Annotated in this window: 14 protein-coding genes, 1 tRNA gene and 2 pseudogenes; 9 read left to right on the top strand and 8 right to left on the bottom strand. The window is 70.7% G+C overall.

What is annotated here, in order from left to right; genetic code table 11:
- Positions 1 to 29: 29 nt before the first annotated feature.
- Together ACFXMF_RS32230 and lpdA are read left to right on the top strand one after the other, a co-directional pair.
- Positions 30 to 779: a helix-turn-helix domain-containing protein gene (locus ACFXMF_RS32230; protein ID WP_379991157.1), complete on the top strand. Its 750-nt coding sequence runs from the start codon at positions 30 to 32 to the stop codon at positions 777 to 779.
- Between the two features lie 46 nt (positions 780 to 825).
- Positions 826 to 2232 (top strand): dihydrolipoyl dehydrogenase, encoded by a 1407-nt coding sequence (gene lpdA, locus ACFXMF_RS32225; RefSeq protein WP_360310943.1) that lies wholly within the window; start codon positions 826 to 828, stop codon positions 2230 to 2232.
- Here the strand turns inward: lpdA and ACFXMF_RS32220 are convergent.
- Positions 2222 to 2989, bottom strand: a complete 768-nt coding sequence (locus ACFXMF_RS32220; RefSeq protein ID WP_380020899.1) for a molybdopterin-binding protein — start codon at positions 2987 to 2989, stop codon at positions 2222 to 2224. The genes lpdA and ACFXMF_RS32220 overlap by 11 nt on opposite strands.
- A 296-nt stretch (positions 2990 to 3285) precedes the next feature.
- Positions 3286 to 3705: a TOBE domain-containing protein gene (locus tag ACFXMF_RS32215; RefSeq protein ID WP_360310945.1), complete on the bottom strand. Its 420-nt coding sequence runs from the start codon at positions 3703 to 3705 to the stop codon at positions 3286 to 3288.
- 275 nt (positions 3706 to 3980) lie between these two features.
- Here ACFXMF_RS32215 and ACFXMF_RS32210 point away from each other — a divergent pair, with 275 nt between their 5' ends.
- The 4 genes from ACFXMF_RS32210 to ACFXMF_RS32195 all read left to right on the top strand — a co-directional run bounded on the left by ACFXMF_RS32210 (position 3981) and on the right by ACFXMF_RS32195 (position 8663).
- The gene (locus ACFXMF_RS32210; protein ID WP_379992392.1) at positions 3981 to 4745 is read left to right on the top strand and encodes a MerR family transcriptional regulator; all 765 of its coding nucleotides are present in this window, start codon (positions 3981 to 3983) and stop codon (positions 4743 to 4745) included.
- Positions 4746 to 5730: 985 nt separating this feature from the next.
- Positions 5731 to 6618 (top strand): DUF4259 domain-containing protein, encoded by an 888-nt coding sequence (locus tag ACFXMF_RS32205; protein WP_379992391.1) that lies wholly within the window; start codon positions 5731 to 5733, stop codon positions 6616 to 6618.
- A 284-nt stretch (positions 6619 to 6902) separates the two neighbouring features.
- Complete coding sequence (locus ACFXMF_RS32200) at positions 6903 to 7865, top strand: sigma-70 family RNA polymerase sigma factor (protein ID WP_360310951.1); 963 nt, start codon at positions 6903 to 6905, stop codon at positions 7863 to 7865.
- Positions 7866 to 8252: 387 nt separating this feature from the next.
- Positions 8253 to 8663 carry an SgcJ/EcaC family oxidoreductase gene (locus ACFXMF_RS32195; RefSeq protein WP_360310953.1) on the top strand — a complete coding sequence of 137 codons (411 nt, stop codon included), beginning with the start codon at positions 8253 to 8255 and terminating at the stop codon, positions 8661 to 8663.
- A gap of 1728 nt (positions 8664 to 10391) precedes the next feature.
- Here the strand turns inward: ACFXMF_RS32195 and ACFXMF_RS32190 are convergent.
- Entirely contained in the window at positions 10392 to 10964 is a 573-nt protein-coding gene (locus tag ACFXMF_RS32190; protein ID WP_360311061.1) for a TetR family transcriptional regulator, read from the bottom strand.
- 84 nt (positions 10965 to 11048) lie between these two features.
- Between ACFXMF_RS32190 and ACFXMF_RS32185 the strand changes: the two genes are divergently transcribed.
- A complete protein-coding gene (locus tag ACFXMF_RS32185) occupies positions 11049 to 11999 on the top strand; it encodes an NADP-dependent oxidoreductase (RefSeq protein WP_379992065.1) in 951 nt (316 codons plus the stop codon).
- Between the two features lie 1485 nt (positions 12000 to 13484).
- Here ACFXMF_RS32185 and ACFXMF_RS32180 read toward each other — a convergent pair.
- A pseudogene (locus tag ACFXMF_RS32180) lies at positions 13485 to 13729 on the bottom strand (ATP-binding protein); the annotation flags it as partial.
- A 27-nt stretch (positions 13730 to 13756) separates the two neighbouring features.
- Between ACFXMF_RS32180 and ACFXMF_RS32175 the strand changes: the two are divergent.
- A pseudogene (locus tag ACFXMF_RS32175) lies at positions 13757 to 14272 on the top strand (amidohydrolase family protein); the annotation flags it as partial.
- A 141-nt stretch (positions 14273 to 14413) separates the two neighbouring features.
- Here the strand turns inward: ACFXMF_RS32175 and ACFXMF_RS32170 are convergent.
- The 4 genes from ACFXMF_RS32170 to ACFXMF_RS32155 all read right to left on the bottom strand — a co-directional run bounded on the left by ACFXMF_RS32170 (position 14414) and on the right by ACFXMF_RS32155 (position 17538).
- A complete protein-coding gene (locus ACFXMF_RS32170) occupies positions 14414 to 15625 on the bottom strand; it encodes a Fic family protein (RefSeq protein WP_379992066.1) in 1212 nt (403 codons plus the stop codon).
- A 33-nt stretch (positions 15626 to 15658) separates the two neighbouring features.
- Positions 15659 to 15865 (bottom strand): hypothetical protein, encoded by a 207-nt coding sequence (locus ACFXMF_RS32165; protein ID WP_379992067.1) that lies wholly within the window; start codon positions 15863 to 15865, stop codon positions 15659 to 15661.
- 67 nt (positions 15866 to 15932) lie between these two features.
- Positions 15933 to 16007, bottom strand: a tRNA-Arg gene (locus ACFXMF_RS32160).
- A gap of 118 nt (positions 16008 to 16125) precedes the next feature.
- Complete coding sequence (locus ACFXMF_RS32155; RefSeq protein WP_379992068.1) at positions 16126 to 17538, bottom strand: MFS transporter; 1413 nt, start codon at positions 17536 to 17538, stop codon at positions 16126 to 16128.
- A gap of 68 nt (positions 17539 to 17606) precedes the next feature.
- Here ACFXMF_RS32155 and ACFXMF_RS32150 point away from each other — a divergent pair, with 68 nt between their 5' ends.
- Positions 17607 to 18212 carry a MarR family winged helix-turn-helix transcriptional regulator gene (locus ACFXMF_RS32150; RefSeq protein WP_379992069.1) on the top strand — a complete coding sequence of 202 codons (606 nt, stop codon included), beginning with the start codon at positions 17607 to 17609 and terminating at the stop codon, positions 18210 to 18212.
- Positions 18213 to 18274: the final 62 nt, after the last annotated feature.

Raw genomic sequence — 18274 nt, 5'->3', positions numbered from 1 at the left:
AACCGGCTCGTGGGGGGTGGGCTGGTGGGATGACCGAGGAGACTGCGGGTACCGTCCGTCCATCCGTCGATGCGTTGCCCGGCCGGGTGGCCGCCCGGCGGCGCGAACTCGGGCTCTCCGTTGCGGACATCGCCCGCCGTACCGGACTGCCCGGAACATGGGTGCACTCCGTCGAGAGTGCGGCCACCGCACCCTCCGCACCCGGCTTGTCCCGACTGGCCGACGCGCTCGAAACCACCGTCGACGACCTGCTCTCCGCGCCATCGGCCGGCTTCACGCACCGGATCCCGCCCCGACCGCCGGGCCGGGACGCGGGCCCGGGGCGGGAGTTGGTGGAGATGACGGACGAGGAGTGTCAGGCGCATCTGCAGTTGCAACTGGTCGGCCGGATCGCCGCCTTGGAGGGGCCCGAGCCGTTCGTCGTGCCGGTCAACTACGTGATGCTCGGGCGCGACGTGATGTTCTGTACGGCCGCCGACGCGATGCCGGCCCGGGTCGAGGGCCCGGTCCTGTTCGAGGTGGACGACATCATCGACGCGGCCAAGATCGGCTGGAGCGTACTGATCCGCGGCACGGCGGAGCCGGACCAGGACCCGGCGGACTTCCCTGCGGCCGGCGACGCGCCTTGGCCGGCGGGGCGCCGGGACGTGTGCATCCGGATCCGGGCGGAGCGGGTGACGGGACGGCGGTTGCGGCCGGTGATGGGGGAGGCGGGGGCGCAGGGCTCAGAGGGCTCACCGGGCTCACCGGGCTCGCAGGGGTTGGAAGGCGATCGATAGGGGGACGGGCCGCCGCCGATCGTCCCGGCCGCATATCGTGTCGATCATGAGTACACACTTTGACGTCGTTGTCCTGGGCGCGGGTCCGGGCGGATACACCGCAGCGGTTCGCAGCGCACAGCTCGGGCTGCGGGTCGCGGTCGTCGAGCAGAAGTACTGGGGCGGCGTCTGCCTGAACGTCGGCTGCATCCCGTCGAAGGCACTGCTGCGCAACGCGGAACTCGCGCACATCTTCACGCAGGAGGCCAAGACCTTCGGGATTCGCGTCGAGGGTTCGGTGACGTTCGACTACGACGCGGCGTTCAAGCGCAGCCGCAAGGTCGCCGACGGTCGGGTCAACGGCGTGCACTACCTGATGAAGAAGAACAACATCACCGAGTACGACGGCCGCGGCGCGTTCGTCGACGCACACACGCTCGATGTCTCGCTCACGGCCGGCGGCGTCGAGACCGTCACCTTCGACCACTGCATCATCGCGGCGGGGGCGACCACGCGCCTGCTGCCGGGCACCTCGCTCAGCGAGCGGGTGGTCACCTACGAGGAGCAGATCCTCACCGACCGGCTGCCGGAGAGCATCATCATCGCGGGCGCCGGCGCGATCGGCGTCGAGTTCGCGTACGTACTGCACAACTACGGCGTGAAGGTGACCATCGTCGAGTTCCTCGATCGGGTCGTCCCGCTGGAGGACGTCGAGGTATCCACCGAACTCGCCAAGCGCTACCGCCGGTTGGGCATCGAGATCCTGACCTCCACGCGAGTCGAGTCGATCGACGACGGCGACCCGAACGCCAAGGTCCGGGTCACCGTCACCCGCGACGGGCAGCAGCAGGTCCTGGAGGCGGACAAGGTCCTCCAGGCGATCGGTTTCGCCCCGCGGGTGACCGGCTACGGTCTGGAGACCATTGGCGTGCGCCTCACCGAGCGCGGCGCGATCGACGTGGACGGCCGGGGCCGTACCAACATCCCGCACATCTACGCGATCGGCGACGTCACGGCGAAGCTGATGCTCGCACACGCGGCCGAGTCGATGGCGGTGATCGCCGCCGAGACGATCGCGGGTGCCGAGACGATGGAACTCGACTTCGTGATGATCCCGCGCGCGACCTACTGCCAGCCGCAGATCGCCAGCTTCGGCTGGACCGAGGCGCAGGCCCGGGAGCAGGGCTTCGACGTCCAGGTCGCCAAGTTCCCGTTCACCGCCAACGGCAAGGCACACGGCCTGGGCGACCCGGTCGGCTTCGTCAAGGTGATCAGCGACCGCACCCACGGCGAACTCCTCGGCGCCCACCTGATCGGCCCCGAGGTCACCGAACTCCTCCCCGAACTCACCCTGGCCCAACAGTGGGACCTCACCGTCCACGAGGTGGCCCGCAACGTCCACGCCCACCCGACCCTCGGCGAAGCCGTCAAGGAAGCCATCCACGGCCTCGCCGGCCACATGATCAACATGTAGCAGTCGACTCCCGGAGCACTCTGCAATCCACCCCGGCCGTCGAGCGCGCCACAAAGGCGCGATCGACGGCCGCGGGTGAGCGCCGAGCGGCCGGTTGCGAGGGCCTCGACGTCGTCGGCAGGGATGATGTCGGCACTGTGGTCCTGTGCCGGGGTCGGCGGTGCACGTGGGGTCGGTGATTCGGTGAGCGGGACCAGTGGGGCGGGGCTGCCGTTCGTCCACTCGGAACCGATGGCGGCGAGAGCGTCGGCGGGCGCTGCGCCGCGCAGGAATGCCGCGCCGTGTCTGCCCACCACGCGGGCGCCGTCGCCGTCCCGGACGACGGGACCAGGCGGGTGATTCCGGGAGCCGGTCGCACCTCGCCGGTCACGGGAATTGGAGGCAGCCTCGGGGAAGGGCGTCCGGTCAGGCCGGCCAACAGGGGCGCGCGGAGGGTGTACGCGGCGACGAGCGCGGCGTACGGGTTGCCCGGCAGGCCCACCAGGCGGCGGTCGGCTCCCAGCCGGGCCGGCAACTGCGGATGGCCCGGGCGGCACGCCACGGTGTCGACGATCGCCTCCGCGCCACCGGTGCGGAGCAACCGCCGCCGTCGGTCGGTGCTCCCGACCGAGGTGGAGCCGGTCCCGACGACGACGTCGGCATCGTGCGATTCACGGACTGCGGCAGCGAGCGAGCCGGTCCACACGGCTCCCGCCCCAACCGCTCCGCGGATCCGCCACAGCCCGCGTCCGGCGACCGCGTACCCGTGTCCATCCATCGCGGCGGTGTCGAAGCCCGGAAGTGGCCGTCGGGTCCGGACCGCGTCGGCCGGCACCAGCCCTGCCGCATCCGACAGCGGTACCACGACGGCTGCCATCGGCCGTGCTACGGCGTGAGCCGGTTCGCGCACCGCCCGCTGCCAGGGCGCTTCACGAGCTGCCGGGCCCGCTGCCGGCCTGTCGTCGATCGGGAGCACAGTCATGCGACCACGACGCCGTCACGGCTTTCCGCCCTGCGTACACGAAGGGTCCGATGCACATCGCCTCGTTCACGCCCACAAGCGGGCGGTCCGAGTCAGACGGTGGCGAGTGAGACCTCGGTCGACTTGAGCAGTGCCGTCACCGAGGAGCCGACCTCGAGGTCGAGTTCGCTCGCGGCATCGGCAGTGATCGCGGCGGTCAGTTCGCCGTCCTCGACGGTGATCTTGACGCCGGCCATGGCGCCGCCCGCAGCGATCCGGGTCACGGTGCCGGGGATCTTGTTGCGGATGCTGAGCCCGGAGACCGATCCGGTGGCCAGCGACACCTCGGTGGACTTCACCAGCGCCCGTACCTCACGGCCCTCGGCCAAGCCGAGATCCTCGACCGCATCGACGGTGATCGCGGCGGTGAGTTCACGCCCTGAGTTCAGGCGAACCTTGACGGTCGCCATCACCTCGCCGGCCGTCACGGAAGTCACGGTGCCGGGGAACTGGTTGCGGATGCTGAGCGACATCTGACACACCTGAATTCTCGATCGTCCGGGGGTGGATCCCCGGCAGGTGATCACCACGCTAATCGGGACGAATCCCCACGTCGAAACGCACGCGAACAGCGCCTCGCAGATGCGACCCGACAGCGTCGGACGCCCTGCGAATGCGGTACGCGGTTCCGCCTCGGCGCCGCCACGACGGTCCGCGACATACACCCGTGCCCGCCCGTCGGTGCTCACCTTCACCCGGGGCGCGCCGCAACCCGATCGCACCAGCGCCGGTGCGGGAGACTGGTCCGATGTTGACGATCGGCGAACTGGCCTCGTACGGAGGGGTGACGGTGCGCGCGGTGCGGCACTATCACGCCAAGGGGCTGCTGCCCGAGCCGAAGCGGGACCACTCCGGATACCGGCGCTACGGCGGCGGCGCCGTGGTCGAGCTGATCCGGATTCGCACGCTAGCCGAGGCCGGGGTACCACTGGGGCGCGTGCGGGAGTTGCTTCAGGCCGACGAAGCGGAGTTCGGCGCGGCGGTCGCGGACATCGACAAGCGGCTGCAGGCGGAGATCCGGGAGCGCCAACGCCACCGCGCGCGGCTTGCCCGCCTCGCCTCCGGGGACGACCTGGTACTGCCTCCGGAGGTGGTCGATTTCCTCGACCGACTGCGAGCGCTCGGCGTCGACGAACGGATCGTCCGGGTCGAACGCGACGGCTGGATCCCACTCGCCGCGCACTCACCCGACCGAATCCCGGAGTGGGTGGCCCGCAAGCGCGAACAACTCGCCGACCCGCAACTCGTCGACTTCTACCGCACCCTGTCCCAGGCCCTCGACCGTACCGACGACGACCCACACCTGATCGAACTCGCCGACAACCTGGCCGCCTACCTCACCCACCTCGCCGAAGAACAGGGCGAGCACTACCCCGACGACCCCGCCCCGGACCCCACGCTCGCCACCGTCATGGACACCCTGGCCTTCGACACCGCCCCACCGGCCCGCCACCTGACCACCCTCCTGCACGAACGCGGCTGGACCGGCTGGACCACCCTCAAACGCACATGACGCCATCGAGGCAACGATGCCTCCACCGCGTCCGAACGGGCGATCCGCTTGCGGAACTGTCCCGCTTCCGAAGGGTTTTCCACGGCTGTCCGACCGGCAGGCGCGACGGGCTGTTCGAGCCGACCGATGGGGTGCTGTGCACCGACGGGCCGGTGCGGACGCTGGTGGCGCCGGAGCCGGAGCCCGAGCACCGGCGCGGGCACGGAGCCCTGTACGCGGCGCCGAACAGGGCCGCCTGGACCTCGACCGGCTGCGGACCGAGCCGGCCGGCCTGCCGTTGCCACGGCCGCCGACGGTCGCCCGGTGCTCGCAGTGGACGTCTCGCCGTGGCTGCGTCTGGACGCACAGACCTGCCCGGACCGGTTGTTCTGCCACCTACGGCCGCCCGGCGACGCAGAGCACCGGATGATCCCCGGCCGGCCGTACTCCTTCGTCGTCGCGCTGAAGATCGGGCGTACCACCTGGTCGGCGGTCCCGGACGCGGTGCGGCTGGAGCCCGGTGCCGACCTGGCCGCCGTCACCACCACCCGACTCCGCGACACGATTGACCGGTTGATCGACGCCGGGCACTGGAAGGCGGGCGTTTCGGAGGTCCTGGTGGTGATGGACGCGGGCGACGACGCCCCGCGCATCGCCCGCCTGCCGACCGACCTGCCGGTGCAAGTCCTCGGCCGGCTCCGTCCCGGACCGGGTGATGCGTCGCCCGGCGCCGACCCGCGCGGAGTTCGCTCCGGCCACCCCTGCCGGGGCCGACCACCCAAGCACGGGGCCAAGTTGGTTTTCGGCGACCCCGCCACCCGGGGTGACGAGCGGGCGGTCACCTGCACCGCCACCGGCCGCTACGGGCACCGTCGTCGCCCGGTCTGGGACCGGCTCCACCCGCATCTGACCCGCCGCGCTGCCTGGCCGGAAACCACGACGGGCCGCTGCCCCTCATCGAGGGCACCGTGTTCCGCCTGGCCGTCGAAAGCTGCCCATCGGCAGGGTGAACCGCCCGGTCCGGCTCCGGTGGCCGCGCATCGGCGCCGACCCGGCCGACGCGAACCGCTCTCGGCAGGCGTTCCTCCGCCGCTTCGACCTGGAGTACACCTTCCGCCTGCTCAAGCAGACCCTCGGCTGGACCCGGCCCCGCCTGCGCCACTCCGCAGCGGCCGACCGATGGATCCGGCTGGTCATCGCCGCCCACGCCCGGCTCCCTCTCGCCCGCCCGCTCGTCGCCGACCTCCGCCGGCCTGGGAGCGACCGGCCGACCCGAACAAACTCATCCCCGCCCGCGTCCGCTGCGGGTTCAGGAACCCCCACACAAAGGCGCCCTCACCAGCGGAGGCGTGGGGCCGCGTCGGATTTGAACTCCTGCGGAAGCCGGTCCTCTTCGCGCCGAGGCCCCACTGTCGGCAGTCGATGCGAGGATCCGGCCGACCAAGACGAGAGGACTGCCGTGGGTACCTGGGACATCGGCCCCTTCGAGAATGACATGGCTGCGGACTTTGCCTCGACCCTCGACGAAGCCGCCGAAGCGGACCGCGAAAAGGTCGTCCGCGACACGCTGGTCACCACGATCGACACCCGGGACCTCGACGGCAACGAGGGCTGCGAAGCCGTCGCGGCAGCCGCCTTGATTGCGGCGCAGTGTTCCGACGGCGAGCCGGTCAGCCCCTTCTTCGGCCCCAAGGAACCGGTGCCGGCCTTCGCGATGGAACTGCGTTCGCTCGCGGTCGATGCCCTCGACCGGGTCCTGGCCCCCGAGTCCGAGCTCGCCGAACTCTGGGACGACACCCCCGACGGCCCGCGTTGGCGCCTGAGCATCGACCAGCTCCGATGGATCCTCGACCCCCGCCTCCGGCCGCAGGAAGACGTGCTGTTCGAGATCTGAACCGCGAAACACACCGTCACCGCTCCACGCGAAGGGAGCGAGTCGGAGCCGAAAGATGGCCCTGTCGGTTGCTGAGAATTGGCCTCTTGGGGTGGTTGTTCTCAAGGGCGGGCATTCGGCCGGCGGGGACTGGGGGCTTGCTACAGTCGGCCCGGCCGACGGGGGCTGTCCCTGGTCGAGGCGAGTGAGCGAGCGCGCGGTCTTTGCGGGCCGTGACGCGGCTTCGGTGTTCCCGCGTGGTCTCTGTGCTGCGGTCTCGGTGCGAGCGAAAAAGGTGCGTGCACGTGGCGGGAAGAGAAGAAGGTTTCGAGCGCCTGATCGAGCCGTTCCGGACGGAACTGCTGGCCTACTGCTATCGGATGCTCGGATCGGCCCACGATGCCGAGGACCTGGTCCAGGACACGTACCTGAGGGCCTGGCGGGCACGGGAGCAATACGACGCCACTCGCAGTTCGCTGCGCACCTGGCTCTACCGGATCGCGATGAACGTCTGCCTGACGGCCCTGGAGGCTCGCGGGCGCCGGCCGCTGCCGTCGGGGCTGGTGGCCGCGTCGGATCCGCTCGGGCCGCTGGTCCAGGGGGAGAACGCCGCCTGGCTCCAGCCGTTGCCGGACTCGTTGTTGGGTGCGGGCGATCCGGCCGGGGCCGTGATCGACCGCAGCAGCCTGCGCCTGGCGTTCGTTGCTGCTCTGCAACATCTGTCGGCGCGTCAGCGTGGCGCGTTGATTCTGCGTGACGTGCTCGCCTTCTCCGCGTCCGAGGCGGCGGAGATCCTCGACACCACGGCCGTGTCGGTGAACAGTTCCCTGCAGCGGGCGCGTACCCGGATGACGGAAGTCGGAGTCCGACAGGAACGTCTCAGCGAGCCGTCGGCGGCCGAGCAACGTGCTTGGGTCGATCGCTACATGAAGGCGTTCGAGCAAGCCGATGTCGAGGCTCTCAAGCGGCTGCTCACCGAGGACGTGCTCATGGAGATGCCGCCGGTGCTCAACTGGTTCGTCGGCCGCGGCAACTATGGCCTGTTCATGGAGTGGGTCTTCGCGAAGGCCGGAACGGACTGGCGCCTGAGGGCAGTTGCGGCCAACGGCCAGCCCGGGTTCGCCGCCTATCGGCGCGTCGGTGAGGGATACGAGCTGCACACGCTCCAGATCTTTACGGTCACCGCCGTAGGCATCAGTCGGAATTCGGTGTTCCAGGAGGCCGAGGTCTTCGCGTCTTTCGGTCTGGCGCTCGAACTCGACGCCTAGCCGGGGACTTGTCGACGTCGGGGAAGGCGTGTGGCTGCGTTGGCGGCGGTGGAGTGGAGGCGGTGGAGGCGGCCAGGGATCCATGGCGCTACGGCAGGTTCCTTGGCGCATGTGGCCACCCTTGAACCGATGCCCGTAGTGTCGGTCGAGTTTTCAAGGGATGTGTGCAGGTCAGGGGCTTTGGAACGCTCGGCGGTCCGTCGTCGACTCCCGCCCCGCGACCTGCATGTCTGCGGCTGACAGGGCCTCTGCAACGGTGCGCTCTTCCTGCCGGAGACGCTTTAGCATCTCTTGACCATGGGCGCGATGAGTTCGGACCTCGCCGTCGGTATGTAGTGGCGAGTTCGCCGGAATACCCCGGGCGGACCGGTCACAAGGGAGCATGCGATGTCAGACAGTCGTGCGGAAGACAAGGCCGCGATCCAGGCCGTGCTGGGTGACTCCTACAAGGCGTGGGAGGTCGGCGACGCCGAGGGCATGGTCGCCAACTACACGGCGGACGCGACCGCGATCATGACGGGCTCGCTCCGGGACAGCCGTGCCGTGATCCGCGAAAACATGGCCCTGGCCTTCGCAGGGCCGCTCAAGGGCAGTTCGACCTACAACAAGCAGCTCAGCATCCGCTTCGTCGGCTCGGACGGCGCGATCGTCGTCAGCGAATCCGGCATCCTGTTCGCCGGGCAGTCCGAGGTTCCGGACGCGGGCAAGGTGAACGCGACCTGGGTGTTCGAGAAGCGGGACGGCCGGTGGTTGATCGCCGCCTATCACAACAGCCCCGTGCTCGCGCCCGGGCAGTGAGCCGTGGCTGCGCCGCGGGGCACGGGGTGGGCCGGCCGCGGGATGTTCGCTACCGGGTTGGTCGTTGAACATTTCGATCACCGGTTCCGCATGCTGCGGCGCAGCTACGTCGGGAACGCATCGTGATCCACGCCCCCTTCCCCATGGGCAGCACGAGCATCCGATCCCTGGGGGCGGCCCGCGTGGGTTCGCGCCGAGTACTGAGCACTGAGCACTGGGCCCGTCCCGTCAATCGGGACGGCCCCAGTGGGCTCGGCGTCGCATCGCAGTCGGAGTGTTGTGTGGGCGTGGTGGGGTGCGCCGGCAGGGCCGGAGGCCGCCGGCACACCGAATGCCGGTTATAGCGCCGGGTTCTCTGCCGCCTGGGGGCGGCTGTGTCCGATCGTCGTCGTCTCGGTCGATCCGGTCCGTGGACGGAGCGGGTAGATGCGCCCCGGGGCGGGGCGGCCTCCCTCGCGGAAAGGTGTCGCATCGGCACACCGGAGCGCACTGCCGTGCGCGGGCGTGGATATCGAAGATCCGAAGGACCTGGTCGGGCACGGGTATGACGCGCTGTCGCTGCACTATGAGCGCGCGTCCGGGAGCGAGGCGAAATACGCCTGCTGGAGCGAGGAGTTGCTCGGCCCGGATCCCTGGTTCGAGCACGGTCCTCGACGTGGGGGCTGCGGGACCGGTGTCCTGGTGGCCTGCGCGCTGCCCTGCGGCCGGCCACCGAGTCACGGCATCGACATCAGTGAGGTCCGGATCGAAAAGCCCGGGAACCGGTGCCGCAGGCCGAGTTCATCCAGGCGGACGCCACAACGCCACAACCCTGGCCTTCCCGGCGCAGACGTTCACGCGGTCGTCGCGTTGTATGCACTCGGCCATATCCCGATCGAGGAACCGCGCGTGCTGCCGGACCGGATCGCCACCTGGTTACGCCGGCTACAGCAGGGTGGGTGGTTCCTGGCCGCCACTTGCCACGGGGCATGGACCGGCACGGACGAGAAATGGCTCGGGCGTGCGCGCGACTCCCATGTCCGGAACACCCAGCCGGCCGCCGACGCGACGAAGCCGGCCAAGTCCTGCTCCACGCCCACAGGAAGCCGCCCGAGCTCGGAAGCGGACAACTCGATCACTGGGCTGTTGCCCCGTCCGACCCGACGGCCGGCCGGCCGGTGTCGCCGAACCGCTCGGCAGTCGGCTCGGCTGCGGATCGTGGCCGAGCCAGGGTCGATTGCTGCCGTCGACAACCTTGTCCCACGCACGCCGGCCCTCCGGCCTACAGCAACAACCGGGCGGCAACGTGACTCCCGCAGGGCCTTCCATCACCTCCGGAAGCCCGCGTCCGAAGCCGGAGAACTCGCACCCGAGTCACGCCCGGTCGACGCCGAGACACAACTCCGGTAGGAACACGGCAAGTTGCGGAAGCACTGCCACGGTCTGGAGGAACGCCTTGCCCTCCATGCCACCACCATCAACAAACTCGCCCTCGAAAACCGGGCATTACAGGATCAATCCATCGAACACCGTGCAACTGTTACGCCACTCCACCGGACGCAACGCAGCCGCGAGATGGCCGGGACTCCCGACGCTACGGCCAAGGCCAAAGTAGCGCGTTGCCGCTGGTCACGACCTTGTTGCAGGTCCGTGAGGCGGAAAGGGGCCACTTCGGTCAGGCCCGGTCGGCCGACCGGCGACGGGATACCTTCGTGTCCGTTGCGAACGGCCTCGGGAGTCCTGGCCGACTCAGCGGGCCGTCGGAGCCGGCGGCGTGACCACCTCGCGCAGCTCGTCGGTGGCCTGGGTGATGAGTCGGGAGAGGGAGGCGTCCGGGTCGGTCAGCCAGCGGGACGTGGCGCGCCGGTGGATCGTCAGGACCACGTCGATGATGAAGCGTGCCTTGCCGGGCTCGACGCCGCGGCGCTCGAGCGCCCGCGCCAGCGCGTCGGCGATGTCGGCGAGCTTGATCAGATCGCGCTCGGCCAGTGCCGGGTTGGCGGCGATCACTCTGACGCGGCGCAGCAGGAACTCGCGCGGGCGAAAGATCTCCTCGGCGGCTTTCAGCGCGGTCAGCAGCGCCTCGAGCGGCGTGAGGCCCGGGTCGGTCGCCTCGAACTGGGCGACGAGGTGGGTTTCGAGCTCGTTGCCGGCGAAGAGGACTTCCCGCTTGTCGGGGAAGTAGCGGTAGAAGGAGCGCTCCTTCAGACCGGCGGCGCCCGCGATCTGCGCGACCGAGGTGCGCTCGAACCCCTGCGTCTCGAAGAGCTCGAGCGCCGCGCGTTCGAGCCGGCCCTGTGCGTCGGATTCCCATCTCGGCATGCCCACCAGAGTACGACAACAGAAGCTGTTATCAGCCTGCTATGGTCGATGACAACAGATGCTGTCATCACGAGGGAGATCGTCATGAAGGCTCTTCAATTCGACCGGTTCGGTTCCCCGGACGTGATCGTGCTCCGCGACGTCCCGCAGCCGGAGCCGGGACCCGGTCAGATCCGGATCGCCGTGCGGGCGTGCGGCCTGACACCGGCCGACTGGCACGTCGTCGACGGTCTCCTCGCCGACCGTCTGCCGCCGCTGCCGCGCGGGCTCGGCTTCGAGGTCGCGGGCACCGTCGACGCACTCGGCGAGGGCGTCACCGGCGTGCGGATCGGCGAGCGCGTATTCGGCCCGGCCACCTTCCACGGCCCGACGGCCGGCGCCGCCGAGTACGCGCTGATGCCGGCCTGGGCGCGCATCCCCGAAGGCGTCACCGCCGAGCAGGCCGCCGCGCTGCCGATGGCGGCCGAGACGGCGTGGCGCGCGCTCGACGACCTCGGCGTCCAGCCGGGTGAGCTGCTGCTCGTCCACGGCGCGGGTTCCACCGTGGGCGAGGCGGCGGTGCGCTTCGCGCTGCACCGGGGTATTCGGGTGATCGCCACCGCCGGGCCGACGCGGGCCGCCGCCCTGGAAGAGATCGGCGCCCGGGTGGCCGCCTACGGCGAGGGCATGGCCGAACGCGTCGGCGCCCTGGCCGGAGGCCGCGTCGACCGCGCCCTGGACACGGCGCCGACCGGGGGCCGGATCGACCGCGCCGACCAGCCCAGCCCCGCCGGCGGCTCGCTACCGACCCTGATCGAGATGACCGGGGATCCCGACCGCGTCCTCACCGTCTCGGACTTCGCCGCCGCGGCCGAGCTGGGCGTCCGGATCACCACCGACATCCGCTACGACCGCATGGACGAGTTCGCCCGGCTCGCCGGCGAAGGCATCCTGGTCGTACCGATCGCTCGCACCTACACACTCGACCGGATCCAGGAAGCGGCCGAGCTCAGCCGGTCCCGCCGACCCGGCGGCAAGCTCATCCTCGTCCTGTGATCGCCCTGTCGGCCCGGTAAAGCGAGACCACCTCGACGAGGAGCGGGGGCCAGGCATCCCCTCCTCGTCCGCGGCGCCGCCTCCCGCGTTGGCGCGGAGCGGCGAATTGCAAGAGCAACTTTCCGCACCAGCGGCCCAGGGCCTCGCAGCGGTGATCGATCACGAAGAGTGCGCCGGCGTCGGAACCGGAACTCCCCTGCGCTTGCTCCGCTTTGGCGGACACCGTCGTTGTGGTGGTCAGGCCGCGAGTGCGGCCTCGTATTCGACGGGTGTGCGGTAGCCGAGGCTGCTGTGGAGCCTGCGGATGTTGTTGCGACTTGGATCCGGCCGCGCTCAGTGGTCCGGCCCACTGCGCGTGAGCCGAGAAGGACCGCCCACCGGGCCTGATTGGTGACAGTGGCACCGGCCAGGTCCCGTCCGCCCATCGCGACGGGCACCGAGGCGGCGAGAGCCGGCTGCCACGGCCGGTACCCCTCGGCGACGAAGCCGGTCGGCGAACTCGTCGAGGCAACGGCCCAAGACGTTCGCGGACCCGCGTCCGAGCGCGGCGATCGTCGAGGCGCTCACCTTCGGCAGCCACATCATCGCGACCGGCACCGACTCCCCCGATCTGCGCAATCCGACGCCCTGCGGAACCGGCCGACAGCCGTCCGAGCATGAGCGTGGGCCTGGGCCTGAGCGGCCTTTCGGGGCCGGGCCGGCTGCATCCCGAGCCCGGGTGCGAGGAAGGCGTGCCTGGAGCGAACGCTGAACGCGCTGGGGCGGCCCGCCCGGGACGTCACTCCGGAGGACATCACCCGCGTCGTCGGGGACCCGGCCGTCGCAGGCCGGGCAGCATCGACTCGACGCGGAGTCGGCCCGGGCGCTTGACCGACATCGAAGCTGCGATCCCGTAGTCGGCCCGACCTCATGACAACGGCCGTGATCGTCTTGTCTCGACGAGGTGGGGTGTGGACGTCAGTCGCCGGATACGCCCCAGAAAGCGATCTCGTGCGGGATGCCGTCCCGGTAGAGCACCATGTAATGGCCGCTCCATCGGGGGGCATCATCCAGAACCCCGCCCGGATCACGGACGCGGCCAACGGGCGCACCGTCCCGAAGTCGTGATCCTCGCCGGCGTCGATCACCCGGTTGACATCCAGCACCGAATGGGTCCCATGGGTGCCCATGAATTCCCAGTAGAGCTCGTTCTGCCACAGATCATCGGGCGAGGCAGGCGCGGGCAGGTCCCAGTCTGCGGGACTCCAGTTGTGGCCGGCCGCGAACTCCTCGGCTCGCAGAGCCTCGAGCGCGGCGCCGACGTCTTCCCGGTACGGCACGACGTAGCTCCAGCCCGATGCACCCACGTGTCGTCCCCTCCCTGCGGCACTGGTCGTCCTGCGGCGTGAGGATGCCAGCGGCGCCTTCCGACACGACGATCGGCTCGTGATCCCGATGTCCTTCGGCGCTGCCTCAAACAGGTTCGCCGAACATGTGCGCTTTCTCGAACGACTTGTCGGTGGTAATGGCGACGCTGTTCTTCTCTCCCTGTTCGATCAACAGGTGGAGGGGCAACTCGGCTTTTCTGCGGCCGAGTTCCAGGTAGTGATGTTCGTCGATGCAGAGCAGGTCGACGCGGCCGCGGGCGATGGTCCTGGCCGGCTGTTTCTCGTCCGCTGCCTTGACCAGCTCGTTGACGAGTTGGTGGCCGGCACGCATTCGACCCGGAAGCCGGCCATTGCGGCCTCGGCGCGCTCGTCGACGAGGCCGCCCGGCTCGGCGGACGCGGCGTCATGGTGCACGCGCACGGGGCGCGGGCGGCGGAACTCGCGGCCCGTGCGGGTGCACGCAGCGTCGAACACGGCACCTGGCTCGACGACGCGGCGGTGGGCGCGATGGCCGAGCACGGGACCTGGCTGGTGCCCACGCTGTCGAATACGCAGACCGACCCCGCAGCGGCGGCCGAGGGCGCGGCCGAGGCCCACCGGCACGCGGTCGGCCTGGCGATCGAGGCGGGTGTCCCGGTCGCGATGGGCAGCGACAACCCGGTTCGGCCGCACGGCGAAGTGCTCCGCGAGATCGAGCACCTGTCCCGGACCGGCCTCGGCCCCGCCGGCGCCTTCCGCGCCGCCACGCGCGGCGCGGCGCGGCTGCTCGGCCTCGCCGACGACCGGGGCGAGATCGCCGTCGGCAAACGCGCCGACCTGGTCCTGCTCGCCGGCACCACCCTGGACCCGACCGCGCTGGACCGACGCATCCGAGGCGTCCGGCGCGACGGAGTCCGAGCCCGCTGACCCGGGATCCTCGGCGAAGAAGTCGAACCCAGGGGTGTACTCGGCCGTCGGCGGACCCGCGAACGAGCAGCAATCCGCAGGAGTCGCACCCGCATCCGCTGTGGGCTCCGCAGCAACTGTGCCCGATCGAAGCCGGCCCGCTCAGGTCGGCGCGGAGCCCGAGCCGGAGCCCGAGCCGGAGCCGGCGGCACCGGCGCCGGCGGTGCGCCGAGTCTCCTGGAGGTGCACCGCGATGTACCCGGCAAGGATCAACGGATCCTCGGGATCACCCGCCTGAAACGTGATGCGGCGCACCAGATCGACCCTGTCCAGGGCAACACCCTCGCGCGCCAGAACGAAGGCCAGGGCCAGGAAAGCGGAGCGAGCGTTGCCGTCCTCGAAGGGGTGGAAGAAGCACACGTCGAGACAGGCACGTGCGGCGCGTGCGGTCAAGGGAAGAACCGACGCCCGCTCCTCCGACGCAGGAGCGGACGCACCCCCCTCCAACGCAGGAGCCGACGCACTCTCGGCCAGGCAGGCATCGAGCCGCCCACGCGTGTCGGAACCGATGCCATAGCGTTCCCGACCCGCCTTGGCGAAGGCGGGCCGGGTCCGGAACGGCGGCGGCTGCGGGGCGCCCAGGACGTACTGCTGCCAACCACGGAGCAACTCGAAGTCGAGCGAGGCGCCGCGCGCCGCGTCGGCCCGCATCGATTCCAGCGCGGCGAGCAGGCCCTCCGCACGGGCCGGGTCCACGGCGCCGTCGAAGCTGCGGATGTCCTCCACCGCCCCGTCGCGCGACGGGGTCACCGGTCCCTCCGGGCCACCGTCCGGAGCCTGGTGCCAGGGCACCGTCTCGCGCAGGGCGAGCCAACGTCGGAGGTGGTCCGGCACGGGCCCGGCGGAGCGAGTGCCGTCGTCCGGTCGCAGCGACCGGGCGAGTTGCTCGGCGATGTCGTCGACCACCACCGTGTCGGGGTCGGTCCAACTGTGGAACCGCCCGCCGACGGCCTCTTCGACCAGGTCGTGGGCGACGTCGGGGGCAACTCCCCAGCGGGCCAGGAACCAGGTGAGCACCTGACGGCAGTGCCCGTGCCAACCGCTGCCGCAGCCGGTGCGGTCGATCACCTGCAGGATCAGGTTGCGGGCGGCGCGGTCCCACAGAATGCGCTGGTCCTCGATGGTGGCCAGGTCCAGTGGGTACGCCTCGAACCACTCGGCGAGGTTCTCCAACCACCCACGCCATTCGCACAGCGCCGCGACGACCCGGGCGAGTGTTTCCTCCGGGGTGGTGATCGAGTCCCGCGGGCAGCACCAGTGTCCGACCGGCCCGCCGTCGAAGTCCCCTTCGTCGTGTGCCCAACGCCAACCCACGACCCAGCGGCCGTAGTGCCGGACGAGAGAGTGCTACATGGCGTCCGCCCAATGCCTGGCCTCGCCCCCGGCCCAGGCATTCATCGCCGGGTCGACGATGTCGACTTCGGGGCGGCGTGGTATCCGCCGAGCGGGGCGGAGCGAGTGCACCACCCGCGTCGCCGACGCCTGGTCGAAGGCATGGCGGCTGGGATCCGCCTCGTCCCAATCCAGCCGGCCGGGGCTCAGTTCGGGAATCACCGGGTAAACCTGCCCGGTTCGTGCGAGGAGTCGCGTTCGACGCGAGTGCTGTACCGAGGTCTCGTCATGGCCGGCATGGCGGGTTCTGCCCCCGCGCCCTTCGGATCCGAAGTCCGATGCTCTGCTGCTGAGCTACACGCCGCTGTTGTTGTGCCCACAGGTTAGGGGGAGTCGAGGCCCAGGACAAACCATTATCGGGGGCCCGGCGGTATGGCCGACGTGTGGGAACGACACGACGCGAAGCCCCGACCGGGCAGCCCTCAGCCGGCCCGGTCGGGTTCGACAACGGTCGCGTGGGCCGTCTCGGTCGGCAACTGCGCCGGCTTGGGCGGGGTTTCCGTCTTGGTCGGCAACTGCGCCGGTATGGGCGGGAGTTCCGTCTCGGTCGGCAACTGCGCAGGAGTGGATGGGACTTCGGTCGCAGAGGTGGGCTGCGGCTCGGACTGCACCGCGCGTACGTCCGGCAGAAGCAGCAACCCCACGTTCGTGGCCACCACCAATACCGCGCCCACCAGCAGCGGCGTGCTCGTGCCGATCGACGCCGCGATCGGGGCGGCGATCGCCAGGCCCAGCGGGCGGGTGGCGAAGGAGATCAGCGCGTCGAAGGAGCCGACTCGGCCCAGCGCTTCCGGCGGGATGCGGTGCTGGAGCGTGGTTTCCCACAGCGGACTCAGCACGCCCAGGCCGAACATGGCCGCGAAGTACGCGGCGGCGACGATCGCCAGCGGCGCCCGCAGCGCGAGGGTGGTCAGCGGGAGACCGTACAGGGCGGCACCGAACGACGTGGCCACCAGCGGGCGGCGGACCGGCAACCGGGACGCGCTCAAGGCCCCGAGCAGCACGCCCACCGTGCCGACCTGGGCGATGATCACCCACGAGCGGTCACCGCCGAGTCGGTCCACCGCGATGATCGGGCCGAGGGCGAGCAGGAAGCCGGCCGCCAGATGCCAGACGCCGTGCGCGGCGACATTGGCCAGGAACCAGGGATGGCGCCGGGTTTCCGTCCACCCCGCGCGCAACTCGCCCAGGAACGGACCCTGTTCCCTGGTGCGGACGACGCGTTCGGGGCGCATCCCGCCGAAGGTGGCGGCGGACGCGACGAACAGCAGGCCGGTCAGGAGCGAGGACCAACCGGGCCCGACGGCCAGCATCAGCGCGCCGGCGGCAGCGGGGGCCGCCACCTGGGCCAGGCCCTGCGCGACGCCGAGCCGGGCGTTGACCCGTAGGCGCTGCGACTCCGGCACCACCACGACCACCAGCGTGCGGATCGGCGAGATGCCGAACGCGACGGCGGCACCGGTGAGCGCGGACAGGATCGCCAGGTCGGCGATTCGCACCGGGCCCGCGAGCAGTTCGGCGCCGATCGCCAGTTGGGCGCCGGCCCGGACCAGGTCGGCCGCCAGGATGACCCGATGCGGGGGGAAGCGGTCGGCGATCACCCCCGCCACCGGGAGCAGCAGCAACATCGGCAGCAGTTCGCAGGCCAGTACCAAACCCAGCTCGGTGCCCGAGCCGGTGTGTACCAGGGCCAGGGTCAGGGTGGTGGGGATGAGGGCCGTCGCCAGGGCGGCGAAGGTACGGCCGAGCAGGAGCCGGCGCGTGGCCGGAGTCATGACGGCCGAGGCCATGGTGGCCGGCGTCACGGCGGCCGGGGGCACGGGAGCTGGGGTCATGGCATCGAATGTATTTCGTCAGCGAATCATTCGTCAACGAAGTATTGCGGGTCCAGCATAATGGCCGCATGCACGGTGAGGGCCGGGAACAGATCGGGATCGAGTCGGACGGCGAGGCCGCGGCCGAGGTCCGAGCGTCGGCCGACGCGGCCGACGCGGCCGACGCGGACGGCTCCGTCGACGAGGACGACTCCGTCGACCGGCACATCGCGCGCTGGCGGCACATGGCGCCGTTCGACGAGCGCGTGGAGGGCATCGTCACCCGGATCCAGATGCTGACCAAGCACCTGGCCCAGGTCAAGGGGCGGGCCCTCGCCGAGGTCGGCCTCCAGCCCTTCGAGTTCGACACGTTGCACCGGCTGGCCTCGCGCGGCGTGCCCTACCGGGCCACGCCCTCCGAACTGGCCGCGGAGCTGATGGTGTCGCCGGCGGGAATCACCGGCCGACTGGACACCCTGGAGGAGGCCGGTTCGATCCGGCGCATCCGCGGCACCGAGGACCGTCGCCGGGTCGACGTCGAACTCACCGACTCGGGCCGTGCCCGCTGGACGGCCGCGATGAAACTGCTCGACCGAGCCGAGCGCGCGATGGTCAAACCATTGGGGGAGACGGACCAGGACGTGCTGCTCGCGCTGTTGAAGCGCATGTTGCTGCGAGTGGAGAACGGCGGCTGAGGCACGGCCGCGCCGGCGGCGCCGTGCACCGACCGGGCCGCTCCCGGACCACGCCCTGCGCC

It is taken from the genome of Embleya sp. NPDC059213, from assembly GCF_042754445.1.
Taxonomy (GTDB): domain Bacteria; phylum Actinomycetota; class Actinomycetes; order Streptomycetales; family Streptomycetaceae; genus Embleya.
This window is presented reverse-complemented; position numbering and strand designations above follow the sequence as displayed.

Excerpts from the sequence above, each read along its gene's own strand:
- ACFXMF_RS32230 (WP_379991157.1), top strand. The coding sequence starts at position 30 with ATGACCGAGGAGACTGCGGGTACCGTCCGTCCATCCGTCGATGCGTTG.
- lpdA (WP_360310943.1), top strand. The coding sequence starts at position 826 with ATGAGTACACACTTTGACGTCGTTGTCCTGGGCGCGGGTCCGGGCGGA.
- ACFXMF_RS32220 (WP_380020899.1), bottom strand. The coding sequence starts at position 2,989 with ATGGATGGACACGGGTACGCGGTCGCCGGACGCGGGCTGTGGCGGATC.
- ACFXMF_RS32215 (WP_360310945.1), bottom strand. The coding sequence starts at position 3,705 with ATGTCGCTCAGCATCCGCAACCAGTTCCCCGGCACCGTGACTTCCGTG.
- ACFXMF_RS32210 (WP_379992392.1), top strand. The coding sequence starts at position 3,981 with ATGTTGACGATCGGCGAACTGGCCTCGTACGGAGGGGTGACGGTGCGC.
- ACFXMF_RS32195 (WP_360310953.1), top strand. The coding sequence starts at position 8,253 with ATGTCAGACAGTCGTGCGGAAGACAAGGCCGCGATCCAGGCCGTGCTG.
- ACFXMF_RS32190 (WP_360311061.1), bottom strand. The coding sequence starts at position 10,964 with ATGCCGAGATGGGAATCCGACGCACAGGGCCGGCTCGAACGCGCGGCG.
- ACFXMF_RS32185 (WP_379992065.1), top strand. The coding sequence starts at position 11,049 with ATGAAGGCTCTTCAATTCGACCGGTTCGGTTCCCCGGACGTGATCGTG.
- ACFXMF_RS32155 (WP_379992068.1), bottom strand. The coding sequence starts at position 17,538 with ATGACCCCAGCTCCCGTGCCCCCGGCCGCCGTGACGCCGGCCACCATG.
- ACFXMF_RS32150 (WP_379992069.1), top strand. The coding sequence starts at position 17,607 with ATGCACGGTGAGGGCCGGGAACAGATCGGGATCGAGTCGGACGGCGAG.